We start from the raw sequence: 20814 nt of genomic DNA, 5'->3' as shown, positions 1-20814 counted from the left end.
TGCGTTATCGGGCACTGTGTTATCGGGCACTGTGTTATCGGGCACTGCGCAGCGCCGGGCCGAGCCGGTTGCCGTGCGCCGCGAGCAGCTTCCGCGCCTCGTCGGCGCCCACCCCGCGCTCGATCATCACGACGGCCGTCTTCACGTCGCGTCCGGCGCTCTCCAGGACCTCCCGGGCCCGCAGCACCTGCGCGCCGGTGATCTCGGAGACGATGCGGGCCGCCCGGTCGACGAGCTTGGAGTTGCTGGCCACGACGTCGACCATGAAGTTCCCGTACGTGCGGCCCGACCTGATCATGGTGATCGTGGAGATCATGTTGAGGACCAGCTTCTGGGCGGTGCCGGCCTTCAGCCGGGTCGAGCCGGTGACCACCTCGGGCCCCACGATGACCTCGATGCCGTGATCGGCGGCCAGCGTGAGCGGGGTGCCGGTGTTGCAGGCCAGGCCCACGGTCAGCGCGCCGAGCCGCCGGGCCTGCTCGACCGCCGCGACGACGTACGGCGCGCGCCCGCTGGCGGAGATGCCGACGACGGAGTCGAGCGGGCCGACGTGCTTGTCGCGGATCACGGCGGCGCCCGCCTCGGCGTCGTCCTCGGCGCCCTCGACGGAGCGCACGAGCGCGGCCTCGCCGCCCGCGATGATGCCCTGCACCAGGTCGGGGTGTGTGCCGAAGGTCGGCGGGCACTCGGACGCGTCGAGCACCGCGAGCCGCCCGGAGGTGCCCGCGCCCACGTAGAGGAGCCTGCCCCCGTCGGCCATCCGCGCGGCGATCGCGTCGATGGCCGCGGAGATCGCCGGGATTGCCCGGCCCACCGCGGCCGGGACGGCGGCGTCGGCCGTGTTCATGAGCCGCGCGATCTCCTCCGTCGGGAGCGTGTCGATCCCGCTGTAGCGGGGATCGCTCTGTTCGGTGGCGAGAGCGGCGAGTGAGTGCGTCATGGTCGTGGTTCCTCGGCTTCGGAGACTTCATGGATCGCGTGCGTACGGGTCTTGAGCTGCTGGTGAGCGCGCCGAAGGCCGGGCGGCGACGGGTGGGCCTCGTCACCAACCCCACCGGAGTCCTGCCCGATCTGACCGCCGCCGCACCGGCACTGCTGGCCGCCGGAGTGCCCGTGACCACGGTGTTCGGCCCCGAGCACGGCCTGCGCGGCACGGCCCAGGCAGGCGGTGGCGAGGGCGACACCGTCGACCCGGTCACCGGCCTGCCCGTGCTGGACACCTACCAGAGGACCGGCGGCGAGCTCGACGCGCTGGTCGCCTCGTCCGGGGTGGACGCGCTCGTCTTCGACGTGTGCGATGTGGGCGCGCGCTTCTACACCTACGTCTGGACGATGTACGACCTCATGGGCTCGGCGGCCCGGCTCGGCCTGCCGTTCACCGTGCTCGACCGGCCCAATCCGATCGGCGGCGCGGTGGCCGAGGGCCCGGTGCTCGACCCGGCGTTCGCGAGCTTCGTCGGCCGTGCCCCCCTGCCCGTACGGCACGGCCTGACGCCGGGCGAGATCGCGTTGTCGGTCAACCGGTCGCTCGGGTGCGAGCTGGAGGTCGTGCCGATGGAGGGCTGGCGCAGGGAGTGGCACTTCGACCGCACCGGGCTGCCCTGGGTGATGCCGTCGGCCAACATGCCGACCCCCGACACCGCCCTGGTCTATCCCGGCACCGGGCTGCTGGAGGGCGTGAACGCCGCCGAGGGCCGGGGCACGACCCGGCCGTTCGAGCTGGTCGGCGCGCCGTACGCGGACGGGCGGTTCGCCGCCGCGCTGAACGACCTCGGCCTGCCCGGCGTGCGCTTCCGCGACACGTGGTTCACGCCGACGTTCGGCAGGCACGCGGGCGTCGTGGTGCGCGGCGCGCAGCTCCACGTGACCGACAGGGCTGCCTTCCTGCCGGTGCTCACGGGCGTGTCCGTCCTGCACGTGCTGCGCGCCCTCTATCCGGACGACTTCGCCTGCGAGCCGTTCCTCGACCTGCTGTGGGGCTCGGCGTCGCTGCGCGAGCACCTTGAAGCGGGCCGCGACCCCCGGGGGCTGTGTCCTCCGCCGGGCCCGCCCCGAGGCGAACTGCTGTACGACTGACATCAGCCCAGCGCGCGGCGGTAGAGCCAGAACACCCGCTCGGCGCGGGCGCCCACCGCCCGGGAGTAGAAGCGGAGCGGGCCCACCCAGCCGATCTGCGCGGACGTCTGCCCGGCGGCGGCCTGCTCGTCGAGGCAGCGGCGCAGCAGCACCCGGCCCACGCCGAGACCGCGGGCGGCAGGCGCCGTGCCCATCGGCCCGAACCACAGCGGCCTGGCGCCCCAGGCGGCGAAGCCGAGGATCTCCCCGTCGCGATAGGCCCGGTCGCGGTAGGCATAGTGGAGGCCGGTGGCGTTCTCGGCCTCCCAGGCCCACTTGTCGTTCCACTGCTCGCGGACGAACGCCGCGACCGCCGCGCGCTCCCCCACGGGGGCCGCGGTGACGGTGACCCCGGCGGCGGCGAGCTTCGCCAGGTCGGCCTCGTGCTCGGCCTCGTCGTAGCGGGCGGGCAGGTCGGCCGTCATGTTCCAGGCCACGCGATACTGCTCGTATCCCAGGCGCTCGGCCAGGCAGGCGGCCGGGGTGTAGCGCACGTCGATGCCGGGCCAGGCGTAGCAGGGCGGATTGCCGGCGAACCTCGCCTCGGCCGCGCCGTGCCCCCGCATCCACTCCTCGGCCGCGCCGACGAGCGCCCGCCCGATGCCCCGGCCCCGGGCGGCGGGGTCCACGGCGATCAGGTCGATGTGACCGGCGCCGTCCGCGCCGATCGACGCGAACACGGCGCCGTCCCGGTCGCGGGTGGCCAGGACGGTCCACACCCGGTCCTCCGGCGGGCCCGCCAGGTGCCGTACGACCAGGGGGGCCTCCTCGGCGTCGGCCCACAGCGCGGCAGCGGCCAGGCGCTCCAGCGACTCGTCGGCCTCGGCCGGGAGGATGTCCGTCACTCGCCCACCCCCACCGGGATCACGCTGCGCCGCCTCGGGTGGAAGCAGGCGTACTCCTGCTCGATGTCCTGGTCGCGGGCCAGCACGGGCATCTCGTTCGCGCAGCGTTCGGTGCTGAACGGGCAGCGCCGGGCGAACAGGCAGCCGGCGTCGGGCTCGCCCTCCCGCTGCATCTCCTTCGGCACGACCCGCTCGGCGCCCGGCCGTTCGAGGCCGTGCAGCACCGGGATGGCCGACAGCAGCGACTGCGTGTACGGATGGACCGGGTCCGCGATGATCTTCTCGGTGGCGCCCCGCTCGACGACCTGGCCGCGGTAGAGCACGTACAGCTCGCCGTCGTCGCCGATGTAGCGGGCGGTGGCGATGTCGTGGGTGATGAACAGCACGCCGACGTTCAGCCGCTCGCGCAGGTCCTTCAGCAGGGCGAGGATGCCCAGGCGCAGCGACACGTCGATCATCGAGACGGCCTCGTCGGCGACGAGCACCTCGGGGTCCATGGTGAGCGCGCGGGCGATCACGACACGCTGCCGCATGCCGCCCGAGAGCTGGTGGGGATAGCGCGGGAGCACGTAGCCGGGGTCGATGCCGACCATCGCCAGCAGCTCCGCGGCCCGCCCGTCGACCCACGACCTCGGGCGGCCCGTCTGCTTGGCGCGCAGTTTCAGCGGCGCCTCCAGCGTCTGGTGGATCGTCCGGGTGGGGTTGAGCGCCGAGTACGGGTCCTGGTGGATGAGCTGGACGCGGCGGAAGTACGGCTGCCGCCTGCGGTGGCTGAGCGACGACATCGGCACGTCGTCGATGACGATCTCGCCGGCGTCGTGGCTCTCCAGCCCGGCGATGATGCGGCCGAGGGTGGTCTTGCCGCTGCCGGACTCGCCGATGAACGAGACCGCGCCGCCCTTGGCGATGGCGAAGTCCACGCCGCGCAGCGCGGGCACCTCGCGGGCGCCGAGCACGCCGCCGCGCTGCTTGAAGACCTTGGTGATCCCGGTTCCCGTGATCACACGAACTCCTTCCGCTTGATCAGCGTGAGGTGGCGGTCGGCGGCGTGGCAGGCGACGGTGCGGCCGTCCCGGTTGACGGCCACGGGCTCGTCGGTCTCGCACACCTCCATGCGCCGCTCGCAGCGGGCGCGGAACACGCAGCCCTGCGTGGGCAGCGTCCCGAGCGTCGGTGGGCGGCCGGGCAGCGCCCGGGCCAGCGACAGGTCGCCCGTCAGGCGCGGGATTGCCCTGATCAGGCCCTGCGTGTACGGGTGCCGGGCCTCGCCGAGCACCTCGGTCACCGGGCCGTGCTCGACCACCCGGCCGCCGTACATGACGGCGAGGCTGTCGGCGACCTCGGCGACCGCGCCGACGTCGTGGGTGATGACGAGCGTGGTGAGCGCCCGCTCCTCGTGGACCTCGCGGATGATCCGCAGGATCGTGGCCTGGGTGATCATGTCGAGGGCGGTGGTCGGCTCGTCCAGAACGACGACCTTGGCGTTCAGGACGAGCGCGAGCATGATGCCGACCCGCTGGCGCATGCCGCCGGACAGCTCGTGCTGGTAGGAGTCGAGCACCCGGGCGCCGTCCATGCCCATGCGGGCCAGCAGGTCCTTGGCGTCGCGCACCAGCCCCCGCAGGTCCTCCACCTCGTGGGACCGGCCGAGGTCGAGCAGCTGCTTGCCGATGGTCTTCAGCGGGTTCAGCGAGTTCTGCGCGGCCTGGAAGACGTATCCGACCTGGCGACCGCGGGCGCGGCGCAGGTCCTCGCCGCGCAGCGTCAGGACGTCGCCGAGGCCGTCGATCTCGACACTGCCGGCCGCGATCCTGCCGGGCGGCTGGACGGCGTTGAGCAGGGAGAGCGCGAGGGTCGACTTGCCCGAGCCCGACTCGCCGACGACGCCGGTGATCGTGCCGGGGGCGAGGGTGAGGTCGACGCCGCGTACGGCGGGCAGCTCGCCCGCGGGCGTCTTGTAGACGACCGTGAGGTCCCGGATCCGGACCCCGGGGGCGGCCGTTTCATTAGACATCAGGGCTACTCCTCCCGCAGGCGGGGATTGAAGATCTCGTCCATCGCGTCCACGATCAGCACGATGCCCAGCGTGAGCAACAGGATCGCGATCAGCGGGGCCAGCAGGTACGGCAGCGCGGCGGGGGTGGTGAGCGCCCCGCCGTTGAACACGGCGAGGTTCAGCATCACGCCCCAGTTGTTCGACTCGAACGGCAGCACGCCGAGGAAGAACAGGCCCACCTGGGCGTACACCGCGCCGGTGACGGCGATGAGCATGTTCATCGCGATGTACGGCGCCATGCTCGGCAGCAGTTCGCGGCCGATGATGTGCCGGGTGGGCAGGCCGAGCCCGCGGGCGGCCTCGATGAAGCCGCGCTCGCGCAGCGACAGCGTCTGGGACCGCACGGCGCGGGCGATGCCGCCCCAGCCGAGCACGCCGAGCACCAGGCCCATCTCCAGAGGGCTCTCGAACTTCCACACCGTGGACAGCACGAGCAGCAGCGGCAGGCCGGGGATCGCGAGGTTCATGTCGGTCAGCCGCATCAGCAGCGAGTCCCACCGGCCGCGGTGGAAGCCCGCGACCAGGCCGATGAGCGTGCCGAGGGCGACCGTGATGACGGCCGTGGCCAGGCCGGTGAGCAGCACGTAGCGCGCGCCGGTGACGACCAGCGCGAGCACGTCGGTGCCCTCGAAGTCGGTGCCGAAGGGGTGGGCCAGGCTCGGCGGCGCGTACAGCGCGTTGTCGTCGCGCGGCAGCTGGGCGGGGTAGAGCAGCGGCCCGGCCACGCCCATGAGCGCGAACAGGGCCACGATGACCACCCCGGCCATGCGGCTGGGCTTGCGCCGCAGCACCCGCCACACCCCGCGCCAGAAGTTGCGCCGCAGCGTCGCCCGGGTGGTGCCGGCGGGCAGGGCGCCGGGGCTGATCGTCCCTTCCGGGTTGACGATGACGGTCATGCCGCGCCTCCGCTCCTGACCCGGGGGTCGATCACCGTGTACAGCAGGTCGGCGACGATGTTGGCGACGACGATGCCGACCGTGATCACCAGGAACGTGCCGCCCATGAGCGCGTAGTCGCGGCTGCTGATGCTGTTGACGAGCAGCAGGCCGAGGCCCGGGTAGTTGAAGATCTCCTCGATGAAGATCGAGCCGCCGAACAGCATGCCGATCGACAGGGCGAGGATCGTGAACAGCGGCAGGATCGCGTTGCGCGCGAGGTACCGGAACACGAAGCCCCGCTTCAGGCCGCGCAGCTCGGCCGCGAGGATGAAGTCGTCGCCGAGCACGGCGACCACGTTCGACTTCATCGCGAGGATCCACCCGCCATAGCTGGCCAGCGTGTACGTGACGACCGGCAGCACCGCGTGATGGATCAGCGAGCCGATGTATCCGGCGTTGAAGCCGGGGACGAACTCGACGTCCACCGGGCCGCCGGACGGCATGATCGGCCACAGCGTGGCGAAGATCGCGGTGAGCAGCAGGCCGATGACGTACACCGGCACGCCGTGCAGCAGCGAGCCGGACAGCGCGAGCATGTCGCCGAGCTTGCCCGACCGCTTGATCGCGGCGTAGACGCCCATGGTGACGCCGAGCAGGAAGCTCAGCAGCGTGCCGGCGAGGACCGGCAGCACGGTCCACCGGGCGGCGTGCCCGATGAGCGTGGTGACCTCCACGCCGGGCGTGCTGAGCGAACGCCCGAGGTCGAGGTGGAGCAGCGAGCCCATGTAGCCGACGTACTGCTGCCACAGGTTGCCGGTGGGCAGGAAGCCGTACAGGACGGCGGTGGCCCGCTCGGCCTGCTCGGGCGACATGCCCTTCTGGATCAGGCTCTCGTACTGCCCGAGCACGGGGTTGCCGGGGATCTCCCGGATGATGACGAAGCTGATCGTGGCGACGACCCAGATCATGGCCAGGCCGCGGACCAGGTGGCCGCCGATCTTCCTGGCGATGGCGCCCAGCCGGGGACGCCCCGGAACGGCGTGCGTCATGCCTGCCCCTTCTCCGCTTTCCTGATCATCCCGAGCTGCATCCACACGCCGGACGACAGCCGCAGGGACTGGTCGTCGTCGGGCGGGAACGCGGTGTAGCGGGAGGTGTTCACGAACTGGGTGTTCACGTAGTCCCAGAGCTGGACGACCGGAAGCTGCTCGTTGGCGACCTTGGCCAGGACGCCGACGATGCGCTTCTGCTCGTCGTGGGACGCGTAGTTGAGCCTGCTGGTCAGCTCGCCGGGGTCGACCATGCCGGCGGTGCCCGCGTCGACCTTCTCCGGGCCGCCCATCCAGTTGCCCTCGGTGCCCGGCGCGACGTGGCGCAGCCTGCCGCCGAACATCTGCCAGCCGTTCGCCTGGCCGAACAGCCGCTGGAAGATGTTGTACGGCGAGGGGCCGAGGCCGATCAGCCAGAACCCCAGGTCGTACTTGCCGTCGGCGAGCTCGCCCAGATAGAGCGTGTAGTCGGCGGCGGTGACCACGCTCGCGTCGATGCCGTGGTCCTCGAGCTGGCTGGTGATCGACTTGGCCGCGGCGACCCAGTCGGAGAACGACGCGGGCACGTGGATGCGGACCTGCCACGGCCTGCCGTCCGGCAGGGTCCAGTGGCCGCCCCGCTTGGTCATGCCGGCCGCCTTCAGCTCGGCGTCGGCCTTGGCGGGGTTCACGCGGTACTGCTCGAGCGAGTCGAACGCGTCGCCCAGCCAGGCCCGGGCCGCCTCGGCGTGGATGCCCGAGGTGGTGACGGCGGGGGTGCCGCCCTCCGGAGAGGCGATCTTCGTGACCTGGGCGCGGTCGATCAGGTAGGCCATCGCCCGCCGCACGTGCACGTTGTCGTACGGCTTGCGCGCCTCGTTGAACGCGAGGGAGACGGCCACCGGCGAGTAACCCTTGACGATCTTGCTGCCCTTCGCCTGGCGGATGCGCTCCATGACGGCGGTGGGCACGGAGGTGAAGGGGGCGTTGTCGAGCCGGCCGGCGATCAGGTAGTTCCAGATCTGCTCGTTGCCGGTGTAGTTGAGGATCTTCACCTTGTCCGGCACGATGTTCTGCCGCGCGTAGAAGTAGGGGTTGCGCGTCAGCAGCGCCGCGCCGGGGTTCACCCGTTCGAGCACGAACGGCCCGGCGGACACGTCGTGACCGGGGTCGAACGCGATGACCGTCTCCGCGAGCCCGGTGATCTTGTTCTTCGCCTTCTCGGCCGCCGCGCCCTTGCCGTGCTGGGCGACCTTGAGCGTCTGCCAGAAGTCGGCGGGCAGCAGCTTCCCGAAGACGTGCGCGGGCACGACCACGGTCGACAGCAGGTTGGCGAGGAACGTCGAGCTGCGGTTGGCGCCCTGGGTCACCCGGATCGTCTTGGGATCGACGACCTGGATGTCGGCGGCGGCGCCGGCCGCCTTCGGGTCCAGCGCGTACGCCGTGCCGCCCTGGGTGTAGGCGAGACCGATCGAGACCCGCACGTCATCGCTGGTCACCGGCTTGCCGTCGGACCACCTGGCGTCCGGCTGCAGGCGGATGACGACCTCCGACCGGTCCGGGGACACGCTCCAGCTCTTGGCGATTGCCGGGTAGAACTGGTTGGGATCGGTGGGGTCGTTCTTGGGCCACGCCAGCGCCATGCCGTTGTATCCCGAGAAGACCGACCCGACGGGGTTGAACGGGTTGATCGGCGCGCTCGCGTTGATCTGCTTGCTGCCGTCGATCGTGGTGTACACGCCGCCGCCCTGCTGGGCGGTGTCCGTCGTCCCGGTAGTGCCGCAGGCGGTCACGGTGACGATGGACGCCACCGCCATGATCGCTGCGAGTCGCTTCATGGGCTGCTCCTGGTTCCCGATTGCCTGGACAATACGGGCGCTCTCGGGATGGAGTCAATTTTTTCCACGAGCAGACAAGGCTATGGAGATAATTTTTACCCGAGGCCACCACCTGCGAAGACATCGTCATGAGGAGGGTCAGACGCCCCCGGTGAGCCACCGCGCCGCCGCCCGCGCACAGGCCGTCGAGTTGCCGTGCGTGGCGAGGTAGAGCCGGCCGGCGGGCGGTCCCGGGACCCCGGTCTCGACCACGACCGCGTCCGGGCGGGCCCGCAGCGCGTCGTCGAGGAGCCGCCGCATCCAGGCGTGCCGTACGGCGTCGTGGACGGCGATCACGAGGGGGCGCCCGGTCTCGCTCAGGTCGGGCAGGCGCCCGTCCTCGTGCACCTCGGCCGTCACCGTCCCGGGGAGGATCTCCTCGATCGCCTGGCCCAGTTTCAGCGGGGTCGCGCGGCCGACGGCCTGGCTGGGCCGCGCCGCCAGGTGCACCACCAGCGGCGCCTTCGTCAGCGGCGTCACCGCCTGGTCGGCCGGGGTGGCGCGCAGGGCGGCCGTCGCCGCCGCCAGGCCGAGGCCCTCGTCGGCGTCGCGGGCCACGGCGGCTCTGGCCTCGGCCTGCGCGTCGTACCACGCGGCCAGGTCGCGCACCCGGCCCGCCGCCTCGGCCAGGCGTTCCTCCGCCAGCCGTCCCTCGCGGACCGCTCGGGTGATCGCGTCGCGCAGCGCGTACACGCTCTCTCCCCCGGCCGAGGACACCCCGACGCAGATCGCGTCGGCCCCGGCGGCCAGCGCGCGGACCGCGATCTCGCCCGGCTCGTGCAGGGCGGCGACCGCGCGCATCTCGATCGCGTCGGTCACCGCGAGCCCGTCGAACCCCAGCTCCTCGCGCAGCAGGCCGGTGAGCACCTCCCGGCTCAGCGTCGCGGGGAGCGTGTCGACGGCGGGGACCAGCAGGTGACCGCACATCACGGCGCGCACCCCCGCCGCGATGGCGGCCCGGAACGGCGGCAGGTCGCGCCGTTCGATCACCTCGCGGGAGGCCCGTACGGCGGGCAGCGCGAGGTGGGAGTCGGTCACGGTGTCGCCGTGGCCGGGGAAGTGCTTGGCGCAGGCGGCGACCCCCGCGCTCTGCAGTCCCTCGATCCACGCGGCGCCGTGGCGGCCGACCTCCTCCGGGTCGCAGCCGAAGGACCGCACGCCGATGACGGGGTTGCGGGGGTCGGCGTTGACGTCCACCACGGGGGCGTAGTCGAGGGTGACGCCCGCGGCGGCGACCATCCGGCCGATCTGCCGCGCCACCCGCCGGGTCAGCGACACGTCTCCGGCGACGCCCAGTGCCATGTTGCCCGGCCAGGAGCTGCCGGTGGCGGCCTCCAGCCGGGTGACGGCGCCTCCCTCCTCGTCAACGGCGACGACCACGTCCGGCCGCTCCCGGCGCAGCTCGGCGACCAGGGCGGCCGTCCCGGCGACCGCGTCTCCGTTCGCGGGGCCGGCAGAGGCGCCTTCTCCGGTGCTGTCAGCGGCGCCGTGACGGACGCCGTCACGGACGCCGTCACGGTCGACGTTGCGGGCGAACAGGACCACGCCGCCCAGCCCGTCCGCGAGCGCCCGCCGCAGCCACCCGGGCGGCTCGGTGCCCTCGAAACCGGGCTGGAGCACGGCCATCGCCATCCGGTCCAGCTCGCCGCCGATCATGCGACCTCCTGCCCGATCAGCACGCGGTGCGCCTCGGCGGCACGGGGGTCGCCGGGGAGGGCGGCCCGCACCGCGAGCGCGGCGGCGCCCGCCGCGTTGTCCCGGGCGCGCACCAGCACGGCCCACCTGCCCAGCTCGGCCCGGACCAGGTGGGCGAGCTCGGTCGGCTCGGTCAGCAGCGACCCGGCGAGCACCAGCGGCCCGCCGCCCGCCTGGTCCGGGCCGCCCTCCGCCCGCGCTCCCCTCCCGCGGTCGCACTCCCCCGCCACGACCCGTGCCGTACGGCACAGCCTGCGGGCCGCCTCCGCGACGATGCCGCGCGCCACCTCGTCGCCCTCGCGGGCGGCGGCGTCCAGCACGGGCGCGAGCGTGCCCAGCCAGGCGGGCCCCGACTCGGCCACCCGCGCGTACACGGCCGCCACCAGGGCCTGGGTGAGCGCGGGCCCGCCGTCGTCGCCGGCCACCCCTGGCCCGAGGACGGCCTCGGCCACCCGGGCGACCAGCACGGTGGGCGCGCCCCGGCCGTCGACCGCGTTCAGCGCCGCGGCGGCGGCCCGGCGGCCCAGCCACACGCCCGACCCCTCGTCGCCCAGGAGCCAGCCGAGACCGTCGGCCCGCCGCACGATCCGGCGGTCGCGGACGCGGGCGCCGATCGCGCCGGTGCCGGCCACCAGGACCACGCCGTCCGGCTGGTCGGTGGCGCCGGTGAAGGCGACGAGCACGTCGGCGACCACCCCCGGACGCCCGGCGAGCCCCGCCTCCCGCCAGGCCCGCTCCGCGACCTCCGCCGCGCGGGCGGCTCCGGCCAGGCCGAACACGCCGCCCGCGACCCGCGCGGGGTCGAGGCCCTCCAGCGCGCCGAGCAGCGCGGCGCGCAGGTTGGCGGCGGGGTCGGGGACCGAGATCGCGTTGGCGCCGCCGGCCCGTCCCCGCCCGGCGATCTCGCCCGACTCGGTGACAACGACGCAGCGCGTGCTGGTGCCTCCCCCGTCCACCCCGACGAACAGAGCCCCCACGGCCGCTCCTTTGTAGATACCTTCCATCAACCTACAAGGCGATGGAAATCTTCTACAACGGCCGGGATGCCAGCTTATTTCTTGCTGTCGGTGAGATCGACGAGTGCGGTGGCCGCCCGGAAGAACTTGTTGCGGCCCAGGTCTCCCACGGTCTTGACGTGGAAGGCCTTCTTCAGCAGCTCCGCGTCCTCCGCGCTCACTCCGGCCAGCGCCTCCACGGGCGCCTTGACGATCTCGTCAAGGGTCTTGTCCTCGTATTCGCGGTCGAGCAGCTTCGCCAGGTCTGCCGATACAGCCATGGTTCCCCCTATCGAACACGCCCCCCGATATCTCTTGAAGTGCCCAAACGGCACATTTCCTAAGCCGCCGCGATCACGGAGCTCCCGTAGTCCCACAGGCGATCCGCCGCGTCGGGGTCGAGCGCGTGGGCCGCCACTCCGCCGGGGATCCCGGGGGCGGCGGGCGGGGCCTCCTGGTTGTCCTCGAAGTAGCGGCCGGTCACGCCCTCCACCAGGGGCGAGGCCGCCAGCAGCACCGACGCCGCCGCGCCCGCGGCGACCGACTTGAGGTAGGGCTGAGGGATGATCTCGCCGTTCTCGTCGATCGCGCCCATCTCGCGCATCATCGCTTCGTCCATGTGGCGCGTGAGGTTGGTGAGGATCCAGCCGGGGTTGAGGGCGTTCGCCGTGATTCCGTCGGCCGCCCACCGGCGCGCCCCCACCGCGAGCAGGACGTCCGCCGTCTTGGACTGCGCATAGGCCGTCCACGCATCGTAGGGCCGGCGCTCGAACTGCGGGTCGTCGAAGTCGAACGGCGCGGCGAGATGGGCCCCGGAGCTGACGACGACGATCCGCGCCCGGCCCGCCGCCCGCAGGCTGTCGTACAGGCCCAGGGTGAGGGCGAAGTGTCCGAGATAGTTCGTCGCGAGCTGCAGCTCCCAGCCCTGCGCGCTGACCTGGCGCACCGGGAGCGCCATGATTCCGGCGTTGGCGACCAGCACGTCGAGCGGGCCGCTCCAGTCGCGTACGAACGCCGCGACCGACGACAGGTCGGCCAGGTCGAGCGCGGCCGACCGTACGGTTCCGGGCGTGTCGGCGAAGGTCGCCGCGATCCGCGCCCCCGCGGCGGGATCGCGGGTGGCGATGGTGACCTCCGCGCCGGCCTCGGCCAGGACCCGGACGGTTTCGGTGCCGATGCCGGAGGAGCCGCCGGTGACGACGACGCGCCGCCCGGACAGATCCACCCCCTTGATGACCTCTTCGGCCGTGGCGTGCGAGTGGAACGGAGTGGTGATGCGAGTCGTTTCGCTGTGCATGAGGCCACGCTAGAAGTCCTGCTTCGGACTATCTATGCTGGAAAGTCCGTAGAACTTTATCGGTCGTCCATTCGTCTCGAGTCGCCCCGGGGGAAGCAGATGGATCCGCTCGAAGACGTGCTCGCGCTGCTGGGCACCAGAGCGCACCTGTCCACGGGAATGACGGCGGGCGGCAGCTGGGCGGTGCGCTTCGAGCCGCCGGACGGCGTGAAGTTCAACACCGTCCGGCGCGGCCGGTGCTTCCTGAGCGTCGAGGGCCTCACCGCCCCGATCGCTCTGGAGGAGGGCGACTGCTTCCTGCTGACGCACCCCCTCGCCTTCACGCTCTTCAGCGATCCTCACGCCGTCCCGGTCGACGCCGGACCCCTCTGGACGGCCGCGGGAGACGGCCTCCCCCATGTCGGCGACGGCGTGGACACGTTCCTCCTCGGCGGCCGCTTCTCGTTCGGCGACCGCGCGCGGGTGCTCCTGCTCGACGGGCTGCCGCCGGTCATCCACGCGCCCGCGGGCACCGGCGAGGCGAGCGCGGTGCGGTGGGCCCTCGAGCAGATCGACGCCGAGTTGCAGGGGCGTCCGATCGGCTCGACGCTCGTGGCCGAACATCTCGCCGTGGTCATGCTCATCCACATCCTGCGCCTGCATCTGGCCCGCGAGCCCCGCGCGGGGTCGGGGTTGCTCGCCGGTCTCGCCGACCCCGTGGTCGCGGCGGCCCTGCGGTCCATGCACGCCCGGCCCGCCTACCCGTGGACCGTCGCGGAGCTGGCACGGGCCGGTGCGGTGTCCCGGTCCACCCTCGCCGCGCGGTTCAAGGAGACGGCCGGCCTCGGTCCCCTGGACTACCTCACCCGCTGGCGGATCGAGCTCGCCGCCCAGCGCCTGCGCGTCAGCGACGACACGCTCGCGACGATCGCCCTCGCCGTCGGCTACGGCTCGGAAAGCGCCCTCAGCACCGCGTTCAAGCGGATCACCGGCACCTCTCCGCGCGAGTATCGCCGTCGCTGCGCGGGCGCCGCGGCCGTCGAGGCCGCCCCGGGCCCCGCATCCCAGGCCGCCGGCTGACCCCCCGCATGCGGCGGCCTCGACAGGCCGAGGAGCAGGACGTCCGCGAGCGGCACGGCCTGCCCTGCCCAGTGCGGGCGCCCGGCCCGCCACCGCGGGAGACGCGCCTGCCGGAACGGGGACCGGGCACCCGGCGTGCGATATTGGCTGTGTCATGCCGGTGACATCGCCTCTCCGCCTTGCCCGAGCCGCCGCCTTCACCGCGGTGTGCCTCGGCCTTGGCGTGCTGGCGCACCTGTTCAACGGCGGCATGGTCGCCCCCGGCGCGCTGGCGCTGGGCCTGCCGGCGGTCTTCGCCGCCGCGCTGCCCCTCTCGGGCGGGGAACGGACGCTGCGCTCGATCCTGCCGCTGCTCGCGGCCCTCCAGGCCGTGCTGCACGTGCTGTTCGCCCTCTCGTCGCCCATGGCGTCCAGCGCACACGTCCTGTCCGGGCACGTACTCACGGGGCAGGCCATGGCCGGTCACGCGCACCTCGCGCCGGGCATCGGAATGCTGCTCGGTCACGGCTGGGCGGTGGTGCTGACGGCGGTGTGGCTGGCCAGGGGCGAGGCCGCCCTGTGGGCGCTGCTGCGACGGCTCGCCGTACGGCTCACGCGGATCGCGGCCGATCCGGCGCCGCCGGTGTTCGCACCACCCGCGTCGCCGCGTCCGGACGAGCCGAGCCTGCCGCGCTCCCTCGCGCCGCGTCACTGCGTCACCCGGCGCGGCCCGCCGGGCCTTCTCCAGCCGTCCGCCTGAGACGGCCCTCCTCACCCCGCTCCCGGCCGCGTACGGCCCGGGAGCGTCGTCAGCGATCTTTACCGGCGGAGCATGCCCGCGCATGCCCCTTCGGCGTCGGCGACCGGTCATGCCGGGCCGCCCGGCATCGCCGGGGACGGCCCGCACGGTCCGCCGCGCACGGCCTGCCTCGCATGGCTTCCGACGCCTGGTCTGCCTAGCACGGCCTGCCACGCCTGGCGTGCCGTGCACGACCTGCTTGCGGGCTCCTGCCTTCGCACGCATGGGGACGACGCCGCCCGCATGCCCGCCGGACGACCGAGAGAAGGCTTCCGCATGACCATCACGACCATCAACCGCATGCTTCCGGCGGCGCTGGCCGCCCTCCTCGCCGCAGCGGCCTGTGCCGCGCCGTCCGGCACGCCAAACGGCGCTCCCTCCGGCACCCGACCCGACACCCTGTCCGGCGCCCTGTCCGGCGCCCTGCCCGACACTGGGGCCGCCACCGCCGCGCCGGCCGCGGCGCAAGACCCGGCCGCGGCGGCTGCCCCACTGTCGATCATCGACCCGTGGGTGAAGACGGCCCGCTCCGGGATGAGCGCCGCCTTCGCCACGCTCGTCAACACCACCGGCGCAGCGGTGACCGTCGTCGCGGCGAGCACTCCCGTCTCCCCGTCCGTGGAGCTGCACGAGGTCGTCGGAGACGGCGGCACGACGACCATGCGCCGCAAGGAGGGCGGGATCGTGATCCCGGCCGGTGGCCGGCACGTGCTCCAGCCCGGCGGCGACCACATCATGCTGATGAACGTCCGCACGGCCATCGAGCCCGGCACGGAGGTGCCCTTCACGCTCACCCTGAAGGGCGGCAAGACCGTGTCCTTCACCGCGGTGGCCAAGGACTTCGCCGGCGCCAACGAGTCCTACGCCCCTCATGAGTGAGAGCGGACTTCCGGCGGGACGGCGGCTGACCCGGCGCGGCCTGCTCGCGGGCGGGGCCGTCGCCGCCGCGGCGGCGGCCTGCGCCCCGGTCTCGGCCGTACAGGAGGCGGCAGGGCGGGCGTCTGCCGGGCGGCAGACGCCCCTCCCCGGCGGTGCGGCCGTCGAGCCCTTCCACGGCGTCCACCAGGCGGGCATCGCGACGTCTCCGCAGACCTTCGCGGTGTTCGCCGGGTTCGACCTGCGGCCTGGGACCGACCGCGCGGCGCTCGCGCGCCTGATGCGGCTGCTCACCGACGACGCGCGGCGGCTGACGCGGGGCGAGCCCGCCCTCGCGGACACCGATGCCGAGCTGGCGCTGCTGCCCGCGCGGCTCACCGTCACGTTCGGGTTCGGCCCCGGGCTGTTCGAGGCGGCCGGGGCCGGGCATCTCGCGCCACGGCCGCTTCCGGCGTTCAAGGTCGACGCCCTTCAGCCCCGCTGGAGCGGCGGCGACCTGCTGGTCCAGGTCTGCGCTGACGACCGCGTCACGCTGGCGCACGCGCTGCGCGTGCTCGTCAGGGACGCCCGCTCGTTCGCGACCGTACGGTGGACGCAGCAAGGCTTCCGGCAGAGCCCGCAGGTGCGCGCGCCGGGGACGACCCAGCGCAACCTGATGGGCCAGCTCGACGGCACGGTCAACCCCCGGCCGGGATCGCCGGACTTCGACCGGGCCGTGTGGGTGCGCGACGGGTGGCTGCGGGGCGGCACCACGCTGGTGCTCCGTCGCATCCGGATGGACCTGGAGAAATGGGATGCCGCGGACCGGGCGGCCAAGGAGTTCAGTGTCGGACGGCGGCTGGACACCGGCGCGCCACTGACCGGCCGGGCCGAGGCCGACGAGCCCGACTTCGCCGCAGTCGGCCCGTCGGGCCTGCCGGTGATCTCCGAGTACGCGCACATCCGCCGGGCCCGGGTAACCGACCCGGGCATGCGAATCCTGCGCCGGGCCTACAACTACGAGGACGGCCTCAGCCCGGAGGGGCGGCCGGACGCCGGTCTGCTGTTCGCGTCCTACCAGGCCGACGTGGAGCGGCAGTTCGTCCCGATCCAGCGGCGGCTCGCGGAGGTCGATCTGTTGAACCAGTGGATCACCCCCATCGGGTCGGCCGTCTTCGCCGTACCGCCTGGGTGTGCCCCTGACGGCTGGATCGGCGAGACTCTTCTGTCCTGACCGCCCCGCGTCCTGATCGCCAGCCCTCACCGCCCAGTCCTGACCGCCCAGTCCTGACCGCCCAGCCCTGACCGCCGCGCCTGCGGCGGGCACGGCCGGGATCACGGGGCGGGATCACGGGGCGGGATCACGGGGCGGGATCACGGGGCGGGATCACTGGCAGGGTCCGGGCTGGGCCCGGCCTCGGGGCTCGCTCGGAAGGAAGGGCCCCTCCCGGCCGCCGGGTCCGCCCCGGATCTGCTCAGGAGAAGGGAGCCCCTTGTCGGCCGCGCGGCCGACAAGGGGCTCCTGTGTAGTGGCCGCCGACCCGAAAGCGTTCCGGGCGGCGGCAGGGCGGATCAGCCGCGTGAGCGGCGCAGCGCTGTGACGCCCGCCCCGGCTCCGACCAGTCCGGCGACGAGGCCCAGGCCGCCGAGCACCAGGGCCGGGGTGTTGTTCCCGCCCTGGTCCTCACTCGCCACAGCCGCGACGACGGGGGCCGCGGCCGGCGAGGCGGGGGCCTCGCCGTCCTCGTCGCCCTCCCCCTCCTCGGCAGCGACCAGCTTGAGCGTCGGCGCGGGGTGGTCGGGCTCGGACCCGTCGGCCTTCGGCGCGTCCGCCCACTTGACGACCTCACCGTTCGAGTAGGTCTGGACCGTGGGGAACGCCAGCGTGTCGACACTCTTCGGCAGCGGGCCGACCGACACCTCGAACTCCTGGAACTGGCCCGACCCGACCTTCCCGCCGGACCAGGTGATCTTCAGCACCGACTCGGTGATCGTGTCGCCCGCGTCCGAGACGACGGGCTTGGGCAGCTTGCCGCGGGTGAGCTTGACGTCCCATCCGGGCACCGGGCGAACCGAGACGAACGGCAGCGGGTTGTCGGTGGGGAAGTCGACCTCCACCTTGGTGGTCGAGGCGTTGTCACGCTCGTTGGGCACCCGGAAGGCGAGCTTCGTCCAGGAGCCCTTTACGGCGGTGCCGGGGTTGACGGTGACATGGGCGAGGGCGGGCACGGCGAGACCGATGGTGAGCGCGAGGGCACCGGCCGTGACGGTGGCCGCACGACGGACGTACGAGGTCATGGGGGTTCTCCAGTCGTCTGCGAGATTACGGAGGCGCGCGAGCATGGCCCTCTGGGAACTCGCGGGTCCCGTGGGGAGATACGCGTCGCTCGCGCGTGAAGCTCAGGAGACGAGGAGAAGCGGCGGCCCGCGGCGAACGACCGCGTGCCGCAGCACGACCGCGGCGCGGGGTGCGCGCATGGAGCCCGGCGCCGCGGGCGGTCGGGGACGTCCGGTGCCCGCGAGATCGGCCCCCCACAGCGCCAGCAGCGCGCGTGCCAGCACGGCCACCGCCCGCAGGCAGCGGACCGCCCTGGCGCCGGCCGCGCGCAGCACGGACCACAGGGCCTCCTCGCCGCGCGACAGCCACAATCCGGTGAGCAGCGCCGCGGTGAGGTGGGCGGTGAACATCCCGGTCTGCGCGGTCAGGCCGCCGTGCCAGGTGGGGTACGACGCCGCGCCGGATCCCGTCAGGTCGAGGAGGACGTGCAGGAACGCCTGGGCGCCGACGAGCAGGCCGATGATCGCCTGGGGTGACCGTTCCCGGCCCGCCGCGACGGCCGCACCGGCCGTCACCGTGAGCATCCCCGTGAGGAGCGCGGCGGGCGTCGGCCCGCCTCCCCCGGCGAACCGGTGCGCGCCGACCGCGAGGAGCACGCAGACGGCGGAGAAGGAGGCCGACCGCAGGAGCCGGAAGGAGAGCGTGGCGCGCATGACGCGGGGATTGTCTCACACCCCGGCGATCTCGGCCGGTCCACCGCCGATCTTGCGACCCAGCACGGCGAGGCGTGCCACACGATCTCGAACGGCCCGCGGTGGTGCGGGATGGGACGCGGCGCGGCGTTGGCGTGCGTCGCCGCGCTCCATCGCGCGGCGACCCGCCGATCGTGCCGCTCGCCACAAGGGACGGACCCCGCCGGCAGCGGCCTGCGTCTCGTGTCCGGCCCTGTGAGACATGCGCGAACGGATCGGCTCGCCCCCGGCGCCCCTGAGAGACCCCCGGCATCCTGCGAGACCGGCATCCCTGAGAGAGCTCCGACACCGGCCCCGAAGGGTGTTGAACATTTCAGCCCGACATAACGGCAAAATCCTGACATCGAGCGGTTTCGGACGTTCCTGCCGTTTGGGGGCTCCCCAGAAGACGACCTTTCGGCCATACTCGCAAGTGATCAACGAGCCGAGGACGCCGACGATGACACCTCCCCCGCGCCACCGCGGCGTAGTCGTCCCCGCCGTCGCCGCGACGGCGTTCGCCCTGCTGGGGCTCGCCCTGTGGTTCGGCGGCGGCAGACCGCAACCGGCGATCCAGGGGCTGCCCTCCCCCGGCGCCCTGACCACCTGGGGCCTGCCTGTCATACGCCTCGTCCACGACGCCTGCGCCGTCGCCACGGTCGGGACCCTGCTGGCGGCCGTCGTGCTGGCCCCCTCCAGCGGCCGGACCGTCATGCGGGCGGCCGGGGACTGGGCGCTCGGCTGGGCGGCGAGCGCGGCGGTCACCGAGGTCCTGACGCTGTCGGACTTCCTCGGGCTGCCTCCGGGCGACGCGCTGCGCTCCGGCGCGCTGCCCGCCTTCCTCCTCCACATCCCGCAGGGCCAGGCGTTCCTCACGGTGACGCTCGCGGCCCTGGCGGTCGCCGGAGGGACGCTCCTGCCGGATGGTCCCGTGCTGCGGCTCACGCTGCTCGCGGTGGCGCTCTTCGCGGTGCTGCCCCCGGCGTACGTGGGCCACTCCGCCTCGGCGGCCGACCACAACCTCGCCGTCCTGAGCCTGATGGCGCACGTCGCGGCCGTCGCGCTGTGGATCGGCGGCCTGTACGCCCTCGTGGCACACCTGCGCGCCGCGCCCGGGCTCACGGTCGCCGTGCGCCGTTTCAGCACGCTCGCGCTGGGCTGCTTCGCCGCCGTCGGGGCGTCCGGCGCCCTCAACGCCTGGGTGCGGCTCGGCTCGCTGCCCCTGCTGTGGCAGTCGCGCTATGGCCTGCTCGTGCTTGCGAAGATCGCCGCACTGGTGGTGCTCGGCTGGTTCGGGTGGCGGCACCGGCGCAGGACCATCGAGGCGATGGACTCCGGCGGCGCCCGTGCGCCGTTCCTGCGCCTCGCCTGCGGCGAGATCGCGGTGATGGCCGGCACGCTGGGCCTTGCCGTCGCGCTGGGACGCACGCCCCCGCCGCCCACCGAGACGGCCGTGCACCAGCACGACGCCCTGGGCTACGCCCTGCCTCCCCTCACCCCGGGCTCGCTCGTCACCGAGGCGCGGCCCGACCCGATCGCGCTGCTCCTGCTGGCCGCCGCCCTCGCGGCGTACCTGTCCGGCGTACGGCGGCTGTCGCGCGCCGCCGGAGAGGACGGGCGGTGGCCGGCCGGGCGGACCGTCTCCTGGGTGGCCGGTCTGGCCGTGATCGCTTATGCCACCTCGGGAGGCGTGGCGGCGTACGCGCCCGCGCTGTTCTCCGCGCACGCGGCGCAGTATGCGCTGCTCGGCGCCGTGGGCCCCGTGCTGCTCGTGTTCGGCGCCCCGGTGACGCTGTGGCGGCGGGTGCGTCCGGACGCGGACCCCGGCCACGGTCCCGTCGGCCGTGCGCTGTCCCACCCGGTGACGGCGCTGGCCCTGTACGCGCTGCCCTATCCGGCGCTGTATCTGACCGGCCTGTTCGGGGACGCCCAGCCGAGCCTCGCCCTGCGGCTGGCCGCGCAGACGGTGGTGACCATCACCGCGGTGCTGTTCCTCGCGGTGGCCGTCGGCGTGGACCCGCTCCCCCACGCGATCCGGCCGCAGGTGCGGGCCTGGATGCTCGCCGGGGCTATCGCCGTACGCGCGTGGACGGGCCTGGTGGTGCTGGCCGGGCCGGCGCAGGCGCCGGAGTGGTACGCGGCGCTCGGGCTGCCGTGGGCGCCGGAGCGGGCGGCCGACCAGCGGCTGGGGGCGCAGCTCGGCACCGGTGTGACCGCCGCCGTCCTCGCGGGCCTGCTCGTGCTGCTGCTGGTCCGCTGGCGGGCGGCGCGGCACAGGACCGCCGCCGCCACCCGCTCAGGCAGGTCCGTGGGCGCCCGCTGACGGG

At 73.5% G+C, this 20814-nt stretch carries 19 protein-coding genes; 6 read left to right on the top strand and 13 right to left on the bottom strand.

Features of this window, described 5'->3' with window-relative positions:
* Window positions 1-34: 34 nt before the first annotated feature.
* Window positions 35-940 (bottom strand): N-acetylmuramic acid 6-phosphate etherase, encoded by a 906-nt coding sequence (murQ, locus tag OHB01_RS27485; RefSeq protein ID WP_328854164.1) that lies wholly within the window; start codon window positions 938-940, stop codon window positions 35-37.
* 29 nt (window positions 941-969) lie between these two features.
* Between murQ and OHB01_RS27480 the strand changes: the two genes are divergently transcribed.
* Complete coding sequence (locus OHB01_RS27480; RefSeq protein ID WP_147944981.1) at window positions 970-2076, top strand: exo-beta-N-acetylmuramidase NamZ domain-containing protein; 1107 nt, start codon at window positions 970-972, stop codon at window positions 2074-2076.
* Window positions 2077-2078: 2 nt separating this feature from the next.
* Here OHB01_RS27480 and OHB01_RS27475 read toward each other — a convergent pair whose 3' ends face one another.
* From OHB01_RS27475 to OHB01_RS27430, 10 genes are all read right to left on the bottom strand, one after another.
* Window positions 2079-2960, bottom strand: coding sequence for a GNAT family N-acetyltransferase (locus OHB01_RS27475; protein WP_142648814.1), 882 nt, complete (start codon window positions 2958-2960; stop codon window positions 2079-2081).
* Window positions 2957-3964 (bottom strand): ABC transporter ATP-binding protein, encoded by a 1008-nt coding sequence (locus tag OHB01_RS27470; RefSeq protein ID WP_142648815.1) that lies wholly within the window; start codon window positions 3962-3964, stop codon window positions 2957-2959. Before OHB01_RS27470 ends, OHB01_RS27475 begins: the two co-directional genes overlap by 4 nt.
* Window positions 3961-4974 (bottom strand): ABC transporter ATP-binding protein, encoded by a 1014-nt coding sequence (locus OHB01_RS27465; protein WP_142648816.1) that lies wholly within the window; start codon window positions 4972-4974, stop codon window positions 3961-3963. The genes OHB01_RS27470 and OHB01_RS27465 overlap by 4 nt, the downstream gene beginning before the upstream one ends.
* Window positions 4975-4979: 5 nt before the next feature.
* Complete coding sequence (locus OHB01_RS27460; protein ID WP_142648817.1) at window positions 4980-5912, bottom strand: ABC transporter permease; 933 nt, start codon at window positions 5910-5912, stop codon at window positions 4980-4982.
* Window positions 5909-6943: an ABC transporter permease gene (locus OHB01_RS27455; protein WP_147944983.1), complete on the bottom strand. Its 1035-nt coding sequence runs from the start codon at window positions 6941-6943 to the stop codon at window positions 5909-5911. Before OHB01_RS27455 ends, OHB01_RS27460 begins: the two co-directional genes overlap by 4 nt.
* Window positions 6940-8760: an ABC transporter substrate-binding protein gene (locus OHB01_RS27450; protein ID WP_142648819.1), complete on the bottom strand. Its 1821-nt coding sequence runs from the start codon at window positions 8758-8760 to the stop codon at window positions 6940-6942. Before OHB01_RS27450 ends, OHB01_RS27455 begins: the two co-directional genes overlap by 4 nt.
* A gap of 138 nt (window positions 8761-8898) precedes the next feature.
* Window positions 8899-10455, bottom strand: a complete 1557-nt coding sequence (locus tag OHB01_RS27445; protein ID WP_142648820.1) for a glycoside hydrolase family 3 protein — start codon at window positions 10453-10455, stop codon at window positions 8899-8901.
* Window positions 10452-11471 (bottom strand): N-acetylglucosamine kinase, encoded by a 1020-nt coding sequence (locus OHB01_RS27440; protein ID WP_142648821.1) that lies wholly within the window; start codon window positions 11469-11471, stop codon window positions 10452-10454. Before OHB01_RS27440 ends, OHB01_RS27445 begins: the two co-directional genes overlap by 4 nt.
* 74 nt (window positions 11472-11545) lie before the next feature.
* Window positions 11546-11770 carry a hypothetical protein gene (locus OHB01_RS27435; RefSeq protein ID WP_142648822.1) on the bottom strand — a complete coding sequence of 75 codons (225 nt, stop codon included), beginning with the start codon at window positions 11768-11770 and terminating at the stop codon, window positions 11546-11548.
* A 59-nt stretch (window positions 11771-11829) separates the two neighbouring features.
* Window positions 11830-12786 carry an SDR family NAD(P)-dependent oxidoreductase gene (locus tag OHB01_RS27430; protein WP_142648823.1) on the bottom strand — a complete coding sequence of 319 codons (957 nt, stop codon included), beginning with the start codon at window positions 12784-12786 and terminating at the stop codon, window positions 11830-11832.
* 99 nt (window positions 12787-12885) lie between these two features.
* Here OHB01_RS27430 and OHB01_RS27425 point away from each other — a divergent pair, with 99 nt between their 5' ends.
* From OHB01_RS27425 to OHB01_RS27410, 4 genes are all read left to right on the top strand, one after another.
* Window positions 12886-13845, top strand: coding sequence for an AraC family transcriptional regulator (locus OHB01_RS27425; protein ID WP_147944985.1), 960 nt, complete (start codon window positions 12886-12888; stop codon window positions 13843-13845).
* A gap of 160 nt (window positions 13846-14005) precedes the next feature.
* Window positions 14006-14584 carry an MFS transporter gene (locus OHB01_RS27420; RefSeq protein WP_328854163.1) on the top strand — a complete coding sequence of 193 codons (579 nt, stop codon included), beginning with the start codon at window positions 14006-14008 and terminating at the stop codon, window positions 14582-14584.
* 315 nt (window positions 14585-14899) lie between these two features.
* Complete coding sequence (locus OHB01_RS27415) at window positions 14900-15502, top strand: copper chaperone PCu(A)C (RefSeq protein ID WP_142648826.1); 603 nt, start codon at window positions 14900-14902, stop codon at window positions 15500-15502.
* A complete protein-coding gene (locus OHB01_RS27410; protein ID WP_142648827.1) occupies window positions 15495-16712 on the top strand; it encodes a Dyp-type peroxidase in 1218 nt (405 codons plus the stop codon). The genes OHB01_RS27415 and OHB01_RS27410 overlap by 8 nt, the downstream gene beginning before the upstream one ends.
* 338 nt (window positions 16713-17050) lie before the next feature.
* On the opposite strand, the gene OHB01_RS27405 is transcribed toward OHB01_RS27410, so the two are convergent.
* The gene (locus OHB01_RS27405; RefSeq protein WP_142648828.1) at window positions 17051-17776 is read right to left on the bottom strand and encodes a YcnI family protein; all 726 of its coding nucleotides are present in this window, start codon (window positions 17774-17776) and stop codon (window positions 17051-17053) included.
* A 102-nt stretch (window positions 17777-17878) separates the two neighbouring features.
* Window positions 17879-18469 (bottom strand): MFS transporter, encoded by a 591-nt coding sequence (locus tag OHB01_RS27400; protein ID WP_328854162.1) that lies wholly within the window; start codon window positions 18467-18469, stop codon window positions 17879-17881.
* 478 nt (window positions 18470-18947) lie between these two features.
* Between OHB01_RS27400 and OHB01_RS27395 the strand changes: the two genes are divergently transcribed.
* On the top strand, window positions 18948-20810 hold the full coding sequence (locus OHB01_RS27395; protein WP_142648830.1) for a cytochrome c oxidase assembly protein: 1863 nt from the start codon (window positions 18948-18950) through the stop codon (window positions 20808-20810).
* Window positions 20811-20814 lie beyond the last annotated feature (4 nt).

Origin of the sequence: Microbispora hainanensis (assembly GCF_036186745.1) — a bacterium.
Classification (GTDB): Bacteria; Actinomycetota; Actinomycetes; order Streptosporangiales; family Streptosporangiaceae; genus Microbispora.
This window is presented reverse-complemented; position numbering and strand designations above follow the sequence as displayed.

Excerpts from the sequence above, each read along its gene's own strand:
- OHB01_RS27405 (WP_142648828.1), bottom strand. The coding sequence starts at position 17,776 with ATGACCTCGTACGTCCGTCGTGCGGCCACCGTCACGGCCGGTGCCCTC.
- OHB01_RS27410 (WP_142648827.1), top strand. The coding sequence starts at position 15,495 with ATGAGTGAGAGCGGACTTCCGGCGGGACGGCGGCTGACCCGGCGCGGC.
- murQ (WP_328854164.1), bottom strand. The coding sequence starts at position 940 with ATGACGCACTCACTCGCCGCTCTCGCCACCGAACAGAGCGATCCCCGC.
- OHB01_RS27460 (WP_142648817.1), bottom strand. The coding sequence starts at position 5,912 with ATGACCGTCATCGTCAACCCGGAAGGGACGATCAGCCCCGGCGCCCTG.
- OHB01_RS27435 (WP_142648822.1), bottom strand. The coding sequence starts at position 11,770 with ATGGCTGTATCGGCAGACCTGGCGAAGCTGCTCGACCGCGAATACGAG.
- OHB01_RS27425 (WP_147944985.1), top strand. The coding sequence starts at position 12,886 with ATGGATCCGCTCGAAGACGTGCTCGCGCTGCTGGGCACCAGAGCGCAC.
- OHB01_RS27455 (WP_147944983.1), bottom strand. The coding sequence starts at position 6,943 with ATGACGCACGCCGTTCCGGGGCGTCCCCGGCTGGGCGCCATCGCCAGG.
- OHB01_RS27395 (WP_142648830.1), top strand. The coding sequence starts at position 18,948 with ATGACACCTCCCCCGCGCCACCGCGGCGTAGTCGTCCCCGCCGTCGCC.
- OHB01_RS27450 (WP_142648819.1), bottom strand. The coding sequence starts at position 8,760 with ATGAAGCGACTCGCAGCGATCATGGCGGTGGCGTCCATCGTCACCGTG.
- OHB01_RS27465 (WP_142648816.1), bottom strand. The coding sequence starts at position 4,974 with ATGTCTAATGAAACGGCCGCCCCCGGGGTCCGGATCCGGGACCTCACG.
- OHB01_RS27480 (WP_147944981.1), top strand. The coding sequence starts at position 970 with ATGGATCGCGTGCGTACGGGTCTTGAGCTGCTGGTGAGCGCGCCGAAG.
- OHB01_RS27415 (WP_142648826.1), top strand. The coding sequence starts at position 14,900 with ATGACCATCACGACCATCAACCGCATGCTTCCGGCGGCGCTGGCCGCC.
- OHB01_RS27445 (WP_142648820.1), bottom strand. The coding sequence starts at position 10,455 with ATGATCGGCGGCGAGCTGGACCGGATGGCGATGGCCGTGCTCCAGCCC.
- OHB01_RS27430 (WP_142648823.1), bottom strand. The coding sequence starts at position 12,786 with ATGCACAGCGAAACGACTCGCATCACCACTCCGTTCCACTCGCACGCC.
- OHB01_RS27400 (WP_328854162.1), bottom strand. The coding sequence starts at position 18,469 with ATGCGCGCCACGCTCTCCTTCCGGCTCCTGCGGTCGGCCTCCTTCTCC.